General features: G+C 68.8%; 15 protein-coding genes and 1 pseudogene. 1 reads left to right on the forward strand and 15 read right to left on the reverse strand.

The features are described from left to right. Nucleotides 1-91: 91 nt before the first annotated feature. The 12 genes from hpf to A5756_RS19730 form a co-directional block, all read right to left on the reverse strand. Nucleotides 92-760 carry a ribosome hibernation-promoting factor, HPF/YfiA family gene (hpf, locus tag A5756_RS19675; RefSeq protein WP_066956243.1) on the reverse strand — a complete coding sequence of 223 codons (669 nt, stop codon included), beginning with the start codon at nt 758-760 and terminating at the stop codon, nt 92-94. Nucleotides 761-1,084: 324 nt separating this feature from the next. Continuing rightward, nucleotides 1,085-1,717, reverse strand: a complete 633-nt coding sequence (locus A5756_RS19680) for a ComF family protein (RefSeq protein ID WP_066956246.1) — start codon at nt 1,715-1,717, stop codon at nt 1,085-1,087. A 42-nt stretch (nt 1,718-1,759) separates the two neighbouring features. Then, nucleotides 1,760-3,517 carry an MtrAB system accessory lipoprotein LpqB gene (gene lpqB, locus A5756_RS19685; protein WP_197505439.1) on the reverse strand — a complete coding sequence of 586 codons (1,758 nt, stop codon included), beginning with the start codon at nt 3,515-3,517 and terminating at the stop codon, nt 1,760-1,762. Continuing rightward, a complete protein-coding gene (mtrB, locus tag A5756_RS19690; protein ID WP_082948281.1) occupies nt 3,517-5,202 on the reverse strand; it encodes an MtrAB system histidine kinase MtrB in 1,686 nt (561 codons plus the stop codon). The genes lpqB and mtrB overlap by 1 nt, the downstream gene beginning before the upstream one ends. 49 nt (nt 5,203-5,251) lie before the next feature. Further along, nucleotides 5,252-5,938 carry a two-component system response regulator MtrA gene (mtrA, locus tag A5756_RS19695; RefSeq protein WP_046187325.1) on the reverse strand — a complete coding sequence of 229 codons (687 nt, stop codon included), beginning with the start codon at nt 5,936-5,938 and terminating at the stop codon, nt 5,252-5,254. Between the two features lie 80 nt (nt 5,939-6,018). After that, nucleotides 6,019-6,708: a dTMP kinase gene (locus tag A5756_RS19700; protein ID WP_066956253.1), complete on the reverse strand. Its 690-nt coding sequence runs from the start codon at nt 6,706-6,708 to the stop codon at nt 6,019-6,021. A 93-nt stretch (nt 6,709-6,801) separates the two neighbouring features. Next, nucleotides 6,802-8,274: an adenosylhomocysteinase gene (ahcY, locus tag A5756_RS19705; RefSeq protein WP_066956256.1), complete on the reverse strand. Its 1,473-nt coding sequence runs from the start codon at nt 8,272-8,274 to the stop codon at nt 6,802-6,804. Nucleotides 8,275-8,373: 99 nt separating this feature from the next. Continuing rightward, complete coding sequence (locus A5756_RS19710) at nt 8,374-8,970, reverse strand: TetR family transcriptional regulator (protein ID WP_067791819.1); 597 nt, start codon at nt 8,968-8,970, stop codon at nt 8,374-8,376. A gap of 68 nt (nt 8,971-9,038) precedes the next feature. Beyond that, on the reverse strand, nt 9,039-9,221 hold the full coding sequence (locus tag A5756_RS19715) for a rubredoxin (protein WP_066956259.1): 183 nt from the start codon (nt 9,219-9,221) through the stop codon (nt 9,039-9,041). Next, complete coding sequence (locus tag A5756_RS19720; RefSeq protein WP_066956261.1) at nt 9,218-9,391, reverse strand: rubredoxin; 174 nt, start codon at nt 9,389-9,391, stop codon at nt 9,218-9,220. The genes A5756_RS19715 and A5756_RS19720 overlap by 4 nt, the downstream gene beginning before the upstream one ends. Further along, nucleotides 9,388-10,629 carry an alkane 1-monooxygenase gene (locus A5756_RS19725; protein ID WP_066956264.1) on the reverse strand — a complete coding sequence of 414 codons (1,242 nt, stop codon included), beginning with the start codon at nt 10,627-10,629 and terminating at the stop codon, nt 9,388-9,390. The genes A5756_RS19720 and A5756_RS19725 overlap by 4 nt, the downstream gene beginning before the upstream one ends. A 101-nt stretch (nt 10,630-10,730) precedes the next feature. Beyond that, nucleotides 10,731-12,239, reverse strand: coding sequence for an APC family permease (locus A5756_RS19730; RefSeq protein ID WP_066956267.1), 1,509 nt, complete (start codon nt 12,237-12,239; stop codon nt 10,731-10,733). A gap of 99 nt (nt 12,240-12,338) precedes the next feature. On the opposite strand from A5756_RS19730, the gene A5756_RS19735 reads away from it, so the two are divergent. Next, a complete protein-coding gene (locus A5756_RS19735; protein WP_197505444.1) occupies nt 12,339-13,715 on the forward strand; it encodes an NAD(P)/FAD-dependent oxidoreductase in 1,377 nt (458 codons plus the stop codon). On the opposite strand, the gene manA is transcribed toward A5756_RS19735, so the two are convergent. The 3 genes and pseudogenes from manA to manB form a co-directional block, all read right to left on the reverse strand. Then, a complete protein-coding gene (gene manA / locus A5756_RS19740) occupies nt 13,693-14,919 on the reverse strand; it encodes a mannose-6-phosphate isomerase, class I (RefSeq protein ID WP_066956273.1) in 1,227 nt (408 codons plus the stop codon). The two genes, A5756_RS19735 and manA, sit on opposite strands and share 23 nt — an antisense overlap. Nucleotides 14,920-14,927: 8 nt before the next feature. Then, the gene (locus A5756_RS19745; RefSeq protein WP_066956276.1) at nt 14,928-16,028 is read right to left on the reverse strand and encodes a TobH protein; all 1,101 of its coding nucleotides are present in this window, start codon (nt 16,026-16,028) and stop codon (nt 14,928-14,930) included. Further along, a pseudogene (gene manB, locus A5756_RS19750) lies at nt 16,025-16,713 on the reverse strand (phosphomannomutase/phosphoglucomutase); the annotation flags it as partial. The gene A5756_RS19745 and the pseudogene manB, both read right to left, overlap by 4 nt.

Consider the following 16,713-nt stretch of genomic DNA (forward strand, 5'->3'; position numbering starts at 1 on the left):
CATGGTAGGTGACAACCCCCCAAAGGCCGTCGTAGCGGCGATCGCAAGCGCGGCACCGCCGGGCGCTGCGGGCCGCCGCCCGAAGGCCCCGTCAGGAAAGCCTGATCAGCCCGTAGTCGTAGGCGTGCCGGCGGTAGACCACGCACGGCCGTTCGGTCTGCTTGTCGTGGAACAAGAAGAAGTCGTGCCCGACGAGCTCCATCTCGTAGAGCGCGTCGTCGACCGTCATCGGCGTGGCCGGGTGCTCCTTTGTCCGCACGATCCGCCCTGGCTCGTGGCCGGCGTCGGCGCCGTCATGGTCGACGGCTGGCTCCGGCATGCGTTCCTGCCGCGGCGGCGGGACGACCGCCGTGGCGGCGGCCAGCGACACCGGCGTCTTGTCGCCGTAGTGGACCTTGCGGCGGTCCTTGACGCGACGCAGCCGGTTCTCCAGTTTGTCCACCGCGGACTCGAACGCCGCATAGAAGCTGTCGGCGCAGGCCTCCGCCCGGCTGACCGGCCCGCGGCCGCGGGCGGTGATCTCCACGCGTTGACACGATTTGCGCTGGCGCCGGTTCGGCGCGTGTTTGAGCTCGACATCGAAGAGATAGATGGAGCGATCGAACCGCTCGAGGCGGGCAAGTTTCTGGGAGACGTACAGCCGGTAGTGGTCGGGAATTTCTACATTGCGGCCCTTGAAAACGACTTCGGCAGTGGTCGTCGGTTGAGGTTGGCCGTCGGTTTGCGTCGGCGGTTGGTCGAGAATCTGACCGGAATCCACGGATAGCCTTGACATACGTGACAACTCGTTTCTCTTTCACGTCGCACGCGCCCTGCGTGCCCGGCTTGCTAACGACGCGCCGACGAGGTGGGAGAGCGGTCCTTAGGAGAAGTCACCGCCGCAGAGTGCTCGCCGATGCAAGGTGTCGAATACTCACCCCTTCCCGCGAGTGGGGGTCTCAACTTTGGGAATGTCGCGACCAGTGAGGCAGACCAGTGAGTTGGTTAACGTTGTTCTCGACGTTAGCTCTTGTTCGCCTCGCCATGCCACTAATTTCGCTGAGCTGTTGCGAGTTCTTCACATCCGCTTGGCGACCGCACAGCCTCACGCGACAGCGACCGCCAACACGGCGGTCGCCCGGACGCCCGCGGCGTCCAGCACTCGCACCGACTCGCGGGCCGTCGCCCCGGTGGTGACGATGTCGTCGACGATCAAAACCTCGGTTCGCGGCGGTGTTCCGCGCAGCACCACCCGCCCCGTGACATTGCGCTCGCGGGCGGTGATGCCCAGGCCCACCGAGTCGCGAACCAGGGCCCGCATCCGCAATGCCGGGGTGACGGCGATGCCCGGGTGGCGGCCCACCGCGGTGCGCGCCAGCCGGGTGACCGGGTCGCCGCCGCGCCGGCGCGCCGCCGAACGACGCGTCGGCGCCGGCACGACGGTCAGCGGGGTCTCGACGATTCCCCACGACAGCAGCCGGTGCACGCCGGTGGCCAGCGCGACCGCCAACGGCCCGACGAGATCGACGCGGCCCTGCTCCTTGAGGGCCAGGATCGCTTGCCGGCGCGCGCCGGCGTAGCGCCCGAGGGCGAACACCGGCACCTGCGGGTCGATCCGGGGGTTCACCACGTGCGGTTGGTCGGCGGCCACCGACAGCTCCCGCGCGCACGCGTCACACCATCGGGCCGACGGCGCCCCGCAGCCGCCGCACTGCAGCGGCAGGATGAGGTCGAGCATGGGGCCAGTGTCGCGGGCGGGACCGACAAGGCCTTGGCCGTCTCAGCCCGGCAGCACCGGCGCCGCGCCGAACAACGTCAAACCCGGCACCTCCGACCAGCCCTGCTGGCTTTCGGCCGCCGAGGCCGAATACTGCAGCACCCCTTGGGGTGCGCCGACGTAGACCGTGGACGGGTTGGCCGCGACCGTGATCACCGGCATCTGCAGACCCCGGGCGGGCGCGTCCGAGTTCACCCCGTCGAGGTTGACGTACGACACCGGATGGCTGGCGTCGGTCCGGGTCACCACGATGTCGTCGCCGGTTCGCCAGGACAGCGACACCACCGAGTTGCCCAGCCCGAAGCCGAGCCGCCGCGGGTAGGTCAGCGCGTACTGGCCGGCCTGCGTCTGCTCGACGCTGGCCAGGATCACCTGGCCGCCGATCACCATCGCGGCGCGCGTGCTGTCGCGGGACAGCTGCAGGTCGGTGATCGGCCCCGGGAACCGGGTGGACACCGCGACGGAATCGACCGGGATGCGGGCGGGTTGCCCCGACGCCGGCTCCTGGATCGCGCGCAGCACGTTGTTGCCGTCCACCACCACCCAGACCGCGTCGTCCAACGACCAACTCGGCCGCGACAGGCTGTGCCCGTCGGCGGACTGGACCGCTTCGCCGCCGAGGTCACCGATCCACAGCGACGCCGCCTCGTCCGGGGCGCCGCGGTGCAGCGTGACGACGGACGCCACCTGCCGCCCGCTGCGCGACAGTGCGGCCCCGGTCTGATCCCCCATCCGCCCGAAGGCCCCCGGCACGTTGCTGATGCGCTGTCCGTCCAGGCCGACCAGCGAGCCGTTCACCAGGGCATGCAGCCCGGCGCCCGCGCCGTCCGCCACGCCCGGGTCGGTGGCGGCGACGTCGGAGGTCGTCCACCCCTCGGCGAACCGGTCGTCCAGCGGCGCACCGTCGGCGTTGATGACGTAGGGACCCCGGATATCGGCCCTGGCGAGCGTCCAAATGATCTGCGCGGCAAGCAGTTGCCGGCTGTGCGGATCGGTGGTGGACAGCTTCTCCAGATCGATGCGCGCGCCGCCGTAGCCGCGCCCGATCCCGTTCTTGCCGCCGTCGGCGCGGGTCACCGGTCCGCGCAGCCGGAGCGGTGGGGCGAGCAGGTTGCGGACCGTGTGAGCCATCTCCGGCCGCGGCCCCGCGATCATCTTGGACACCAGCTCGGTGGCCAACTGATCGTGGTCGGCGACCGCGACGTAGCGCGGATCGGGGACCACGGTCTTGCCGGTGGGGTCGGCGAAGTACAGGGTGTTGCGCTTGTAGGTGGACTGAAACTGCTGCCAGTCCAGGAAGACCCCGTTGGGCAGGCGGTCGATCCGCCACCCGCCCGAGGTCTTGACCAACTCGATCGGGCCCGGGTCGGGCAGTACCCCCTCGGCGGTTTCGAACACCCCCATGTCCGACAGCGATCCCAGGATGTCCGCCCGCATGGTCGCCGAAACACGTTCGGCGGCACGGGTTTCCACGAACACCACGTGGTCGATCAGCAGCGCGCTACCGGCGTCGTCCCACGCGTTGGACGCCGACTGGGTGAGGAATTGCCGGGCCGCCAGATGCCGGTTCGCGGGATCGGCTGTGGCCTTGAGGAATTCGCGCAGCAACACATCGGGGTCCATGCCCGGCGTCGGCTTGGGCAGATTCGACGGGGCCGGCCGTTCGACGGTGCCGATGGCTTGAGGCGCCGACGAGCTGGGCACCCCCGCGCAGCCGCCCAGCAGCAGCGCCACCAGCAACAACCCGAGCAGGCGCCGCATCACCCGCTCCTCTCGGCGTGTTCACGTTGGCGCGAGCGGTCTTTCGCGGTTGGCGGGCCCGCCGGATTCGCGCCGGCGGTCGGCGGAATGGGCTTCATGGGCAGCGGGCTGGTGGTGACCTTGTGGCCGCGAACCAGCGGAAGTGTGAGCCGGAAGCACGAGCCCTCGCCCGGCTCGCCCCAGGCCTCCAGCCGGCCCTGGTGCAGGCGCGCATCCTCCACGCTGATCGCGAGGCCAAGGCCGGTGCCGCCGGACCGGCGCACCCGCGACGGGTCGGCGCGCCAGAACCGGCTGAACACCAGCTTCTCCTCGCCGGGCCGCAGCCCCACCCCGTAGTCGCGGACGGTGACGGCGACGGTGTCCTCGTCGGCGCCCATCCGGATCTGCACGGGCTTGTGTTCGGCGTGGTCGATGGCGTTGGCGATCAGGTTGCGCAGGATCCGCTCCACCCGCCGGGTGTCGACCTCGGCGATCACCTCCTGGTCGGGCAGGTCGACGAGCAGCTCGATGCCGGCCTCTTCGGCCAGGTGGCCCACGTTGCTCAGCGCGCTTTGCACGGTGATGCGCAGATCCACTGCCTCGACGGACAACTCGGCCACACCCGCGTCGTGCCGGGAGATTTCCAGCAGGTCGTTGAGCAGCGACTCGAACCGGTCCAGCTCGTTCACCATCAGCTCGGTGGACCGCGCCAGCGTGGGGTCGAGGTCGGCGCTGTGGTCATAGATGAGGTCGGCGGCCATCCGCACGGTGGTCAGCGGGGTGCGCAGTTCGTGGCTGACGTCGGAGGTGAACCGGCGCTGCAGGTTGCCGAACTCCTCGAGTTGGGTGATCTGGCGCGACAGGCTCTCGGCCATGTCGTTGAACGACACCGCCAGCCGGGCCATGTCGTCTTCGCCGCGCACCGGCATCCGTTCGGACAGGTGCCCCTCGGCGAAGCGTTCGGCGATCCGCGACGCCGACCGCACCGGCACCACCACCTGGCGCGAGACCAGCAGCGCGATCCCGGCGAGCAGCACCAGCAGGACGGCGCCGCCGGTGATCATGGTGCCGCGCACCAGCGTGATGGTGGCCTGCTCGTTCTTCAACGGGAAGATCAGGTACAGCTCCAAGTTGGCAACCTGGGACGACGCGGGCGTGCCCATGACCAGCGCCGGACCGGAAAAGCCGTCGGTGTGCACGGTGGCGTACTGGTACGACGCCTGCCCGGCCTTGACGAAGCCGCGCAGGGAATTCGGCACCTGGTCGACGGGCCCGGCCGTGGTCGCCGCGCGCGGCCCGTCGCCCGGCACGATCAGCACCGCGTCGAACGCTCCGGCCAACCCGGCGCCCGACGCGGGGTCGGTCTTGGAAGTCAACGTGTTGCGGGCCAGCTGCAGGCTGCTGTCCAGCGAGCGCGTCTCCTCGCCGCTAACGATCCCGCCGACGGTGGTGCGCGCGCGCTCGATCTGTTCGATGCCGGCCTTGACTTTGACGTCGAGAACCCGGTTGGTGACCTGGCTGGTCAACACGAAGCCGAGCGCCAGGATCACCGCCAGGGACAACCCGAGCGTCAGCGCCACGACACGCAGCTGCAACGACCGGCGCCACGCAACGGCAACGGCTCGACTCACCGCACCCACGCCGCGAGTCATGGGGCCGGAGCGCCCCCAACGGCTCCGAGTGCGTCGCCGGGAGCCCCAGATCAATGACGGCGCTCCTCAGCATCGCTCCGTTCTGCATCGTCTCCGATGCGGATCACGGAGGTCCGGCCTTGTAACCCACTCCTCGAACGGTCAATACCACGGTCGGGTTCTCAGGGTCTTTCTCAACCTTGGCCCGCAGACGCTGGACATGCACGTTCACCAAGCGGGTGTCCGCTGGGTGACGGTAGCCCCACACCTGTTCGAGCAGCACATCACGAGTAAACACCTGCCGCGGTTTGCGCGCCAACGCGACCAGCAGGTCGAATTCCAGCGGCGTGAGGGAAATCTGCTCGCCGTTGCGGGTCACCTTGTGCGCCGGCACGTCGATCTCGACGTCGGCGATGGACAGCATCTCGGCCGGCTCGTCGTCATTGCGCCGCAGCCGCGCGCGCACCCGGGCCACCAGCTCCTTGGGCTTGAACGGCTTCATGATGTAGTCGTCGGCGCCCGACTCGAGGCCGAGGACCACGTCGACGGTGTCGGTCTTGGCGGTGAGCATCACGATCGGCACGCCCGAATCGGAGCGCAGCACGCGACAGACGTCGATGCCGTTCATGCCCGGCAGCATCAGGTCCAACAACACCAGATCGGGGCGCAGTTCGCGCACCGCAGTCAGGGCCTGGGTGCCGTCACCGATGACCGCGGTGTCGAAACCCTCCCCACGCAACACGATGGTGAGCATCTCGGCGAGCGAAGCGTCGTCATCGACGACTAAGATCCTTTGCCTCATGGAGTCCATGGTGTCACCAGATCAGGACAAACCCGGCGCGCCACACGGGTGTTTCTTGCGCCGAGCCGCAAAAATGGATGCAAATTCGGTCAAATTCCGGTGCTCGACGCCCCCGGCGTGCCCTCCCGGGCGGTTGCGGGGACCTCTTTGGCGCCGATGAGGGTCGCGGCCAGCCGGTCCGGATCGACCTGCGCGTCGGCGACCAGCCAGGGTCCGCCCCAGCCCGCGGCGGCCAGCTCGGCGTAGACCGCGCCCGTGCGCAGCTGCAGTTCGTGGTCGCGTTCGTAGCTGTCGCGCGCCCGGCCAGGGTCGGACTCCGCCCGGCTGCGGGCGCGCTGCCCGGCCAGCTCGGCCGGCACCGCCAGCAGCACCTGCCAGTCGGGGGCGGGCAGCCCGAGCCGCCGGTACTCCAGCTCGAGCACCCAGGCGGCCGCCGCCCCGCCCGCGTCCTCGTGCAGGCGCGCGGCGCTGTAGGCCGCGTTGGATGCGACGTAGCGATCCATGATGACCACGTCGTGGTCGCGGCGCAGGGCCTCGATGTCCTCCACGGCGCCCGCCCGGTCGAGGGCGAACAGCAACGCCATCGCATATACCGATGACGCGAGATCACCGTGCTGGCCGTGCAGGGCCTCGGCCGCGACGTCGGCGGTGACCGATTTCCCGTAGCGCGGGAACGCCACGATCGCCACCGACTTCCCAGCCGCCTCGAAGGCTCTGCGAAGTCCGTCGGACAGCGTCCGCTTGCCCGCGCCGTCGACCCCTTCGATCGCGATCAGCACGGCGCCGAGCCTATCGGGCCGACGAGCGTGAAGTTACTTTCACACTCGGTGCCGAACGTGAAACTAGTTTCACGTTCGGCAGAGCGACCCGGCTCAGTAGCGGTAGTGGTCGGCCTTGTAGGGGCCGTCAACGTCGACGCCGATGTACTCGGCCTGCTCCTTGGTGAGCTTGGTCAGCTTGCCGCCGAGCGCCTCGACGTGGATGCGGGCCACCTTCTCGTCGAGGTGCTTGGGCAGCCGGTAGACCTCGTTGTCGTATTCGTCGTTCTTGGTCCACAGCTCGATCTGGGCGATCACCTGGTTGGAGAAGCTGTTGCTCATCACAAACGACGGGTGGCCGGTGGCGTTACCCAGGTTCAGCAGCCGCCCCTCGGACAGCAGGATGATCGACTTGCCGCTGTCCTTGAACGTCCACACGTCGACCTGCGGCCGGATGTTCGTCTTGGTCGCGCCCGAGCGCTCCAGTTGGGCGACCTGGATCTCGTTGTCGAAGTGCCCGATGTTGCCCAGCACCGCATAGTCTTTCATCGCCTTCATGTGCTCGAGGGTGATGATGTCCTTGTTACCGGTGGCGGTGATGACGATGTCCGCCTGGCCGATCGCGTCCTCGACCGTCTCGACGTCGTAGCCCTCCATCAGGGCCTGCAGGGCGTTGATCGGGTCGATCTCGGTGACGACGACGCGCGCCCCCTGGCCCTTGACCGACTCGGCGCAGCCCTTGCCCACGTCGCCGTAGCCGCAGACCAGCACCTTCTTGCCGCCGATGAGCACGTCGGTGCCGCGGTTGATCCCGTCGATCAGGGAGTGCCGGCAGCCGTACTTGTTGTCGAACTTGGACTTGGTCACCGAGTCGTTGACGTTGATCGCCGGGAACGCCAGGTCACCGGCCGCGGCGAACTGGTACAGGCGCAGCACGCCGGTGGTGGTCTCCTCGGTGACACCCTTGACCGACTCGGAGATCTTGGTCCACTTGTCCTTGTCGGTCTCGAAGCGCTTGCGCAGCAGCTCCAGGAAGACCTTCCACTCGGTGGGGTCGTCGTCCTCCGCCGGGGGCACCACGCCGGCCTTCTCGTACTGCGCGCCGCGCAGCACCAGCATGGTGGCGTCGCCGCCGTCGTCGAGGATCATGTTGGCCGGCTCGTCCGGCCAGGTGAGCATCTGCTCGGCCGCCCACCAGTACTCCTCCAGCGTCTCGCCCTTCCAGGCGAACACCGGGACGCCCTTGGGCTCCTCGGGTGTGCCGTGCGGGCCGACGACCACCGCGGCGGCGGCGTGGTCCTGGGTGGAGAAGATGTTGCACGACGCCCACCGGACCTGCGCGCCCAGCGAGACGAGGGTCTCGATGAGGACCGCGGTCTGCACGGTCATGTGCAGCGAGCCCGAGACCCGCGCCCCCTTGAGCGGTTGCACTTCGGCGTACTCGCGGCGCAGCGACATCAGACCCGGCATCTCCTGCTCGGAGAGCTCGATGTCCCGGCGACCATAGTCCGCCAACGACAGGTCGGCGACCTTGAAATCGATGCCGTTGCGGACGTCGGCGGTCAGCGAACTTTCGGTCGTCGTCATAAATCTCATTCCTTCTGCGGCTTAGGGTCCAAGAGGATTACTTAGCTTAGGTATGCGCTCTTGCGCCACTGTAGTCGGCGGCCGCGGGGGCAGCAGGCGTCAGGGCACGTTGACGACGCCGTGACGTTCCGCGAACGGCGTCATCAGCCGGGCCAGGTCCGCCGCGACGTCGTGGTCGGCCTCGGGCGGCATCGACACGTAGCTCATCGCCAGCCGCACGATGGCGCGCGCGAGCACGCCGGCGTCCTCGTCACTGGTGGCCACCCAGCTTTGGGTGAATGCCGCACTCAGCCGTTCCGACGCCCGCGTGATGATGGGTCCGCTGTCGGTGGTGATGATCTGCAGCAGGTCCGGCTTGGCGACACCGGTCAGCAGGGAGATCACCAGCGGGTCGGCCGCCGACTCCGCGAAGAAGGCGCGAAAGCCCTGCAGGAACGCTTCATAGATGTTGCCGACGTTGGCCTCGATCGCGGCCCCGACCGCGTCGACGAGGCGATCGGCCAGGCGCAGGGCGTAACCCTGCGCCAGGCCCTGCCGCGACCCGAACTCGTTGTAGATGGTCTGCCGGCTGATGCCCGCGGCGCGGGCCACGTCCGACAGCGTGATGGCGGACCAGTCGCGGGTCCCCAGCAACTCGCGCATGGCGTCCAGCACCGAGTCGCGCAGCAGGACGCGCGACGCCTCGGGGTACGGCATCCGCTTCACAGGCGCGACAATAGCTGCTTTCGCGACCGTTTCCGCTTCTTCAACCGTGTTCGTGGCGATCACGAACGGGCGATCTCCACCATCTCGAAGTCGGATTTCGCGGCGCCGCAATCCGGGCAGCTCCAGTCCTCCGGGATGTCGTCCCAGCGGGTTCCGGGCGCGATGCCGTCTTCCGGCCAGCCCTTGGCCTCGTCGTACTCGAACCCGCACTGCACGCAGATGAAGAGCTTGTAGTCGGTCACTGATTCACTCCTATCTCCTGGAAGTCGGCCTTCTCGCGCACCGCGCAATCGGGGCAGCACCAGTCGTCGGGGATGTCGCTGAAGGGCGTGCCCGCCGGAAAGCCTTCCCGCGGGGCGCCTTTCGCTTCGTCGTAGATGTAGTCGCAACCCGGGCAGCGGTAGGCGATCATGCGCGCACCCCGTAGCGCGCCAGCACCCGCTCGCGCATCCGCGGGTGGATGTTGACCTTGCTGATGTCGCCGTCGTAGTGCTCCAGCACCCGGTGGTCCATCACCTTGCGCCACAGCGGCGGGATGTAGGTCAGCGAGATCATCGACGCGTACCCGCTCGGCAGGTTGGGCGCCCCCTCCATGCTGCGCAGCGTCTGGTAGCGGCGCGTGGGGTTGGCGTGGTGATCGCTGTGCCGTTGCAGGTGGTACAGGAACAGGTTGGTGACGACGTGGTCGGAGTTCCAGCTGTGCACCGGCGCGCAACGCTCGTAGCGACCGTTGGCGTTCTTCTGCCGCAGCAGCCCGTAGTGCTCGAGATAGTTGACGGCCTCGAGCAGGCTGAAGCCGAAGACGGCCTGGATGATCACGAACGGGATGAGCGCCGGGCCGAAGACCGCGATCAGCACTCCCCACAACACGATCGACAGCAGCCAGGCGTTGAGCACGTCGTTGGACAGATACGTCACCGGGTTCCACGGGTTCTTGTCTTGCCGGCGCAGGCGCTGGGCCTCCAGCCGCAGCGACGAGCGCAGGCTGCCGAAGACGCTGCGCGGCAAGAACTCCCAGAAGGTCTCTCCGAAGCGGGCCGACGCCGGGTCTTCCGGCGTGGACACCCGCACGTGGTGGCCGCGGTTGTGCTCGATGTAGAAGTGGCCGTAGCAGGTCTGCGCCAGGGTGATCTTGGACAGCCACCGCTCCAGCGCATCCTTCTTATGGCCCATCTCGTGGGCGGTGTTGATGCCCACGCCGCCGAGGACGCCGACCGACAGCGCCACGCCCAGCTTGCCCGCCCAGCCCAGCGCGCCGTCGTAGCCCAGCCAGCTCAGGTTCGAAGCGGTGAACAGGTAGGCGCCGAAGACCACGCTGAGGTACTGGAACGGGATGAAGATATAGGTGCAGTAGCGGTAGTACTTGTCGTTCTCCAGCTGCTCCATCACCTCGTCGGGCGGATTCTGCCCGTCGGGCCCGAAACGCAGGTCCAGGATCGGCAGCAGGACGTACACCAGGATCGGACCGATCCACAGCAGCGCCTGGGAGCCGGTCTGCCAGCCGAGTCGGTTCATCCCCCAGACCAGCGGCAGCACCACGAACAACGCAGTCGGCGCGATCAGCCCCATCAGCCAGAGGCGCCGCTTCTTGTCGCGCCAGACGGGCGGGTCGGCCGCTTCGGGCGTCACCTGCGGTTCGAATGTGGTCATATGCCAAACCTCCTTGTGAGTCACACCACGTGGGAGATTGACAATATCGCCATATGCGTCTCGTGTCTAGACACAAGACGTCATTTTGTAAAGCTGACCGTTTAGGGCACGGCGCCGGGCTCGGCACCCGCCGGCGCTTCGACGCCCTCCGACTCGCGGCGGCCCTGCACCGAATGCCGGTATCCGTAGCCGGCGTAGATCGCGGTTCCCACCACCAGCCAGACGCCGAACCGCACCCAGGTCAGCGCGGTGAGGTTGACCATCAGCCACACGCACGCGCAGATCGAGGCGATCGGCAGGGCCGGAACCCAGGGGGCCCGGAAGCCGCGCTCCAAGTCGGGGCGGGTGCGGCGCAGCACCATGACGCCGGCCGAGACCAGGATGAACGCGAACAACGTTCCGACGTTGACCATCTCCTCGAGCTTGGCGATCGGGAACACCGACGCCGTGACGGCCACCACCAGCGCGACGAGCACGGTGATCCGCACCGGGGTGCCGCGCGAGCCGGTCTTCGCCAGCTGACGCGGCAACAGCCCGTCGCGCGCCATCGCGAACAGCACCCGGCACTGGCCGAGCATCAACACCATCACCACGGTGGTCAGTCCGGCCAGCGCCCCGATCGCGATGATCTTGCTGGCCCAGTGGATTCCGTTCGCCGTGAACGCCGTGGCCAGATTCGCCGGCTTGTGGCCGGGGACGGTCTTGAGCTGGGTGTAGGAGACCATCCCGGACAGCACCACCGAGACGGCCACGTAGAGCACGGTCACGATCGCCAGCGACGCGAGGATCCCCCGCGGAACGTCGCGCTGGGGCCGCTTGGTCTCCTCGGCCATGGTCGCGACGATGTCGAACCCGATGAACGCGAAGAACACAATCGATGCGCCCGCCAGCACGCCGTACCAGCCGTAGTGGCTGCTGTGCGCCCCGGTGAGCAGCGACAGCACCGACTGGTTGACGCCCGAGGCCTCGTGCCCGGCTTCGGGCTTGGGAATGAACGGCGAAAAGTTGGAGGACTTGATGTAGAAGGCGCCGACCACCACGACCAACAGCACCACCGAGACCTTGATGCCGGTGATGATCGCGGAGAACCTCGACGACAGCTTGGTCCCCAGGGCGATCAGGGTGGCCACCCCCGCGACGATGAGCAGCGCGCCCCAGTCCAGATCGAAAGACCCGAGGCTGCTTGTGCCGCCGGCGAATCCGAACACATTGCCCAGGTAGCTCGACCAGCCCTTCGCCACCACCGCCGCGCCGATCGACAGCTCCAGCAGCAAATTCCAGCCGATGATCCAGGCCAGGAACTCCCCGAACGTGGCATACGAGAAGGTGTAGGCGCTGCCCGCGACGGGCAGCGTCGAGGCGAACTCGGCGTAGCACAGGGCCGCCAGCGCGCAGGTGACCGCGGCGATGATGAACGAAATCCAGATCGCGGGGCCGGTGATGTCGCCGGTCGTCGACGCGGTCACCGTGAAGATCCCGGCGCCGATCACCACGGCGACCCCGAAAACGACCAGGTCGAACCAGGTCAGTTCCTTGCGTAGCCGGGTGTCTGGCTCGTCGGTGTCGGCGATCGATTGTTCTACCGACTTCATGCGCCATCGGTTGGCCATCCGCCGCCCTTTCCCATTCACTGGGACCCATTGGTCCGTGACAGTACTGGGTACTCTGCCGAGATGCCGGACACCAAAGCAAACACCAGGGACCATGCGGTGGTCATCGGGGGCAGCATCGCCGGCCTGTGCGCCGCACGGGTGCTCTCGGATACGTATTCGCGCGTCACCGTCTACGAACGCGACGACTTGCCGAGCACACCGACGAACCGGGCGACGGTCCCCCAGGACCGGCACCTACACATGCTGATGGCCCGCGGCGCAATGGAGTTCGAGAGCCTGTTCCCCGGGCTGCTGGAAGACATGGTGGCCGCCGGCGTGCCGATTCTGGAGAACAGGCCCGACTGCATCCACCTCGGCGCCGCGGGCCACGTGCTCGGGACGGCGCACACCCTGCGCGACGAATTCACCGCCTACGTGCCCAGCCGCCCGCACCTGGAGTGGCAGTTGCGCAAACGAGTCCAGAACACGGACAACGTCACAATGGCGCGCCGCTCCGTGACCGAACCGCGGTTCGATCCGGCGCGCCAGCGGGTGACCGGGGTGGTGCTGGATCCCGCCGACGGCGGCGAACCGGAATTCGTCGGGGCCGACCTAGTCGTCGACGCGGCCGGGCGGGGCACCCGGCTGCCGGTGTGGCTGGAGCAGTGGGGGTACGAGCGCCCCAGGGAAGACCTGCTCGACATCGGCATCTACTACGCCACCCAGCAGTTCCGCATCCCCGAAGGCCTGATCGCCGAGAAGGTGGTGGTCGCCGGCGCCTCACACGACAAGTCGCTGGGGCTGGGCATGCTGTGTTACGAGGACGGGACCTGGGTGCTGACCACCTTCGGGGTGGCCAACGTCAAGCCGCCGCAGACCTTTCCCGAGATGCTGGAACTGGCCGAAGAGCTGGTCCCGGCGCATGTCAACGCGGCGCTGAAGCAGGCCGACCCCATCGGGGAGCCCGCGTTCCACGCCTTCCCGGCCAGCAAGTGGCGCCGCTACGACAAGCTGGACCGCTTGCCGGCGGGCATCATCCCTTTCGGCGACGCCGTCGCCAGCTTCAACCCCACCTTCGGGCAGGGCATGACAATGACCTCGCTGCAGGCCGGTCACCTACGCCGCGCCCTGCAGTTGCCGGACGACGAGGTGGCCGTCGCATTGAACCGAGCGACGGCCAAGAGCACGTTTCCGGTGTGGACGATGAACGCCATCGGCGACGTCACTTTCCACCACGCCGGCACCAAGGGGCCCATCCCCTGGTGGTGGCGGCCCTCCGGTGCGCTGTTCGACCAGTTCCTGGGGGCCGCGGAAACCGATCCGGTTCTGGCGGAATGGTTTTTGCGCCGCTTCTCGCTGCTCGACAGCCTCTACATGGTTCCGCCGCCGCGCATCGTCGGACGCACCATCGCGCACAACCTGCGGCTGTGGCTGGGCGAGCGCCGTCAGGCCGCGAAGGACCGGCGGGCCGTTACAGCCCTACAGTCGCCCTGAACAGCTTGGTGGGCTCGCGCGCGACCAGCCGGATCGGGGCGTCGTCGGCCGCCACCCAGGCGGCCATCCCCCGCTGCAGGGTCAGCGACCCGGACTTGCCGTGCACGGTCGTGCAGCCCTCGGCGCACAGCAGGATCTGCGGACCCTCGTGGCTGCACGAGGCGTCGACCTCGTGGCCCAGATAGTCGCCGTCGAGTTCGAGCAGCGCGACCGCGAACTCGTCGGCCGGGGTCTCGTAGATCAGGCCGAAGCCCTCGCGGCGGATGTGGGGCCGCACCTGGGCCTCGGTGGTCGGCGTGAAGTTCAGCACCCGCAGCAGCTCGGGGACGTCGACGTGCTTGGGGGTCAGGCCGCCGCGTAACACGTTGTCGGAGTTGGCCATGACCTCGACGGCGAAGCCCCGCAGGTAGGTGTGCAGGCTGCCGGCCGACACGAAGATCGCCTCGCCCGGGGCCAGGGTGATGCGGTTCAGCAACAAGGCCGCCAGCACCCCGGCGTCGCCCGGATAGCGTTCCCCGAGCTCCAGCACCGTCTTGACCTCCCCGGCGAATTCCGTTGCGCCGGAGCTGATGTACTGGATGGCACCGTCCAACACGGCCGGCACCAGCACGTCGATGTCGGGCTGCGGTGCGGTGATCCAGGTGGTGAACAGCGCGCGCAGGCCGTCGGCGTCGGACTGGTCGCTGAGCAAGTCGATGAAGGGGTCGAGGTCGGAGACGGCCAGGGCCCGCAGCAGCTCGACGGTGCGGGAGGCCTGCCGGAATCCGGCCAGCGCCTCGAACGGCTGCAGCGCCACCAGCAGCTCGGGTTTGTGCGAGGTGTCGCGGTAGTTGCGCACCGGGGAGGACAGCGGAATGCCCAGCCGCTCCTCACGCAGGTAACCCTCGGCCGCCTGCGCCGCGCTCGGGTGGGCCTGCAGGGACAGCGGCTCGTCGGCCGCGAGGACCTTCACCAGAAACGGCAACACGTCACCGAACCGGGCGCGCGCCCCGGGGCCGAGCTGCCCTTCCGGGTCGGCGACCAGCGCGTCGAGCAAGGACACCTCGCCCGCGTCGGTTTCCAGCCAGGCCGGGTCGCCCGGGTGCGCGCCGAACCAGAGCTCGGCCTCAGGATGAGCGGCCGGAACCGCACGCCCGGTGAACTCCGCTATGGCGGTACGCGATCCCCAGGCGTAGGTCCTCAAGGCTCCGCGAAGCAGTTCCACTGTTCTATCTATCCCCGCACCAGCCGCGCGTAAACCGCGGCCATCTCCAGTCGAACGGCCAATACTGCCAGTTGCTGCTCTGCGCTGATGGCGCCACCCAACGCCGGCGCGACCGTCGAGCCCGCCGAGCCGCCGGGCCCGTCCGGCACATCTTCGGCGGCGATCAGATACACGTCGTCAAGCCCGGCGGTCCGGGCCGCCACGACCGGTTGTTCGGCGGACAAGGTGAGCGCCAGCACCAGCGGGCGCGCGGGCAGCGGCCCGTCGATCTGTTCGTCGTGGAACAGCGCTTCGGCGGGGTCCCGGAAGCCGCCGGACACCCCGGCGCGAAGCGCGACTACCGCATCCGACAATCCGGTGGCGCCGACCACCTGGTGGGCGATCCGCAGCAGGACCGAACTGCCATGCCGGGCCAGCGCCAGCGTCGCGGCGCAGTCGCCGGCCAGCGCCACCTGTCGGTCGGCGATGCGCGCCGCAATCGTCTTGGCCGGGTTGGTGAACAGTTCGCGGGCCGCGCTGTTGCGCAGCGCCTCGGCGTCCAACTGGTCGGCCAGCGCGCCCAGGTCGATGCCGGGTCGCTGGTCCACGCTTTGCATCACGGCCAGGCCGGCGGCCAGGTAGCGGCACAACCCGAACTCGTCCGGGAGCGGAAGCCGCGGCGCCAGCACCGCCGCCCGGCCGGCCGTGGCATCCCGCAACGGACCCTCGTAGGGCGAAACGACGACGACCCGCGCCCCGCGGCGTGCCCCGGTCGCGGCGGCGGTGACCAGCGCCGGGTCGCCGGGGTCGTCGCCCGCGACGATCAACACATCGAGCGGGCCGATCCACGGCGGAACCTCGGCCGTCTGCACGATCGGCTCGGACGCCGCACCGCCCACCGTCGCGACCACCATGGCGCCGGCGGTTTCGGCGGCCCCGCGACCGGCGACCCAGATCAGGCTGCGCGGTCGGTCGTCGGCCCGTAGCGCATCCAGCGCGCCCTCGTCGACGGCGGCGGCAACCGCGCGCACCTGCGCGCCGGCCGACGACGCCGAGCGCAGCAGGCCATCCCGGTCGGCGGCCAGCAGGCCCTCGGTGTCCTCCAGATCGATCGCCCGGACCGCGCTCACGGCGCGGCCCCGGCGGGCGCCGACTGCGCGTGGATCTGCCCACTGATCTGGGCGACCACCGCGTCGACGTCCTCGGTGCTGCGCGCCTCCACGTTGAGCCGCAGCAACGGCTCGGTGTTGGAGCTGCGCAGGTTGAACCAGCTGCCGTCGCCCAGGTCGACCGTCACCCCGTCCACGTGGTCGATGGAGTGGATCCGGCTGCCGAAGGACTTCAGCACCGCCTCCGTGCACAGCGCGGCGTCGGCCACCGTGAAGTTGATCTCGCCGGAGGATTCGTAGCGCTGGTAGTCGGCGGTCAACTCCGACAGCGGCCGGTCCTGCTCGCCGAGGGCGGCCAGCACATGCAACGCGGCGAGCATTCCGGAGTCCGCACCCCAGAAGTCGCGGAAGTAATAGTGCGCCGAGTGTTCGCCGCCGAAGATGGCGCCGGTGTCGGCCATCATCGCCTTGATATAGGAGTGCCCGACGCGCGAGCGCAGCGGCGTGCCGCCGCGTTCGGTGACCAGCTCGGGCACCGCCCGCGACGTGATCACGTTGTGGATGATGGTGGCGCCGATCTCGCGCCCCAGCTCGCGGGCGGCCACCAGGCTGGTCACCGTCGAGGGCGACACGCCCCGGCCGCGTTCGTCGACGACGAAGCAGCGGTCGGCGTCCCCGTCGAAGGCCAGCCCGATATCGGCCCCGC

The organism is Mycobacterium sp. 852002-53434_SCH5985345, from assembly GCF_001667155.1.
Classification (GTDB): domain Bacteria; phylum Actinomycetota; class Actinomycetes; order Mycobacteriales; family Mycobacteriaceae; genus Mycobacterium.

What these genes read in the sequence shown, in the direction of transcription:
- A5756_RS19680 (WP_066956246.1), bottom strand. Translation starts at nt 1,717, where the DNA reads ATGCTCGACCTCATCCTGCCGCTGCAGTGCGGCGGCTGCGGGGCGCCG.
- lpqB (WP_197505439.1), bottom strand. Translation starts at nt 3,517, where the DNA reads ATGCGGCGCCTGCTCGGGTTGTTGCTGGTGGCGCTGCTGCTGGGCGGC.
- mtrA (WP_046187325.1), bottom strand. Translation starts at nt 5,938, where the DNA reads ATGGACTCCATGAGGCAAAGGATCTTAGTCGTCGATGACGACGCTTCG.
- ahcY (WP_066956256.1), bottom strand. Translation starts at nt 8,274, where the DNA reads ATGACGACGACCGAAAGTTCGCTGACCGCCGACGTCCGCAACGGCATC.
- A5756_RS19710 (WP_067791819.1), bottom strand. Translation starts at nt 8,970, where the DNA reads ATGCCGTACCCCGAGGCGTCGCGCGTCCTGCTGCGCGACTCGGTGCTG.
- A5756_RS19720 (WP_066956261.1), bottom strand. Translation starts at nt 9,391, where the DNA reads ATGATCGCCTACCGCTGCCCGGGTTGCGACTACATCTACGACGAAGCG.
- A5756_RS19725 (WP_066956264.1), bottom strand. Translation starts at nt 10,629, where the DNA reads ATGACCACATTCGAACCGCAGGTGACGCCCGAAGCGGCCGACCCGCCC.
- A5756_RS19730 (WP_066956267.1), bottom strand. Translation starts at nt 12,239, where the DNA reads ATGGCCAACCGATGGCGCATGAAGTCGGTAGAACAATCGATCGCCGAC.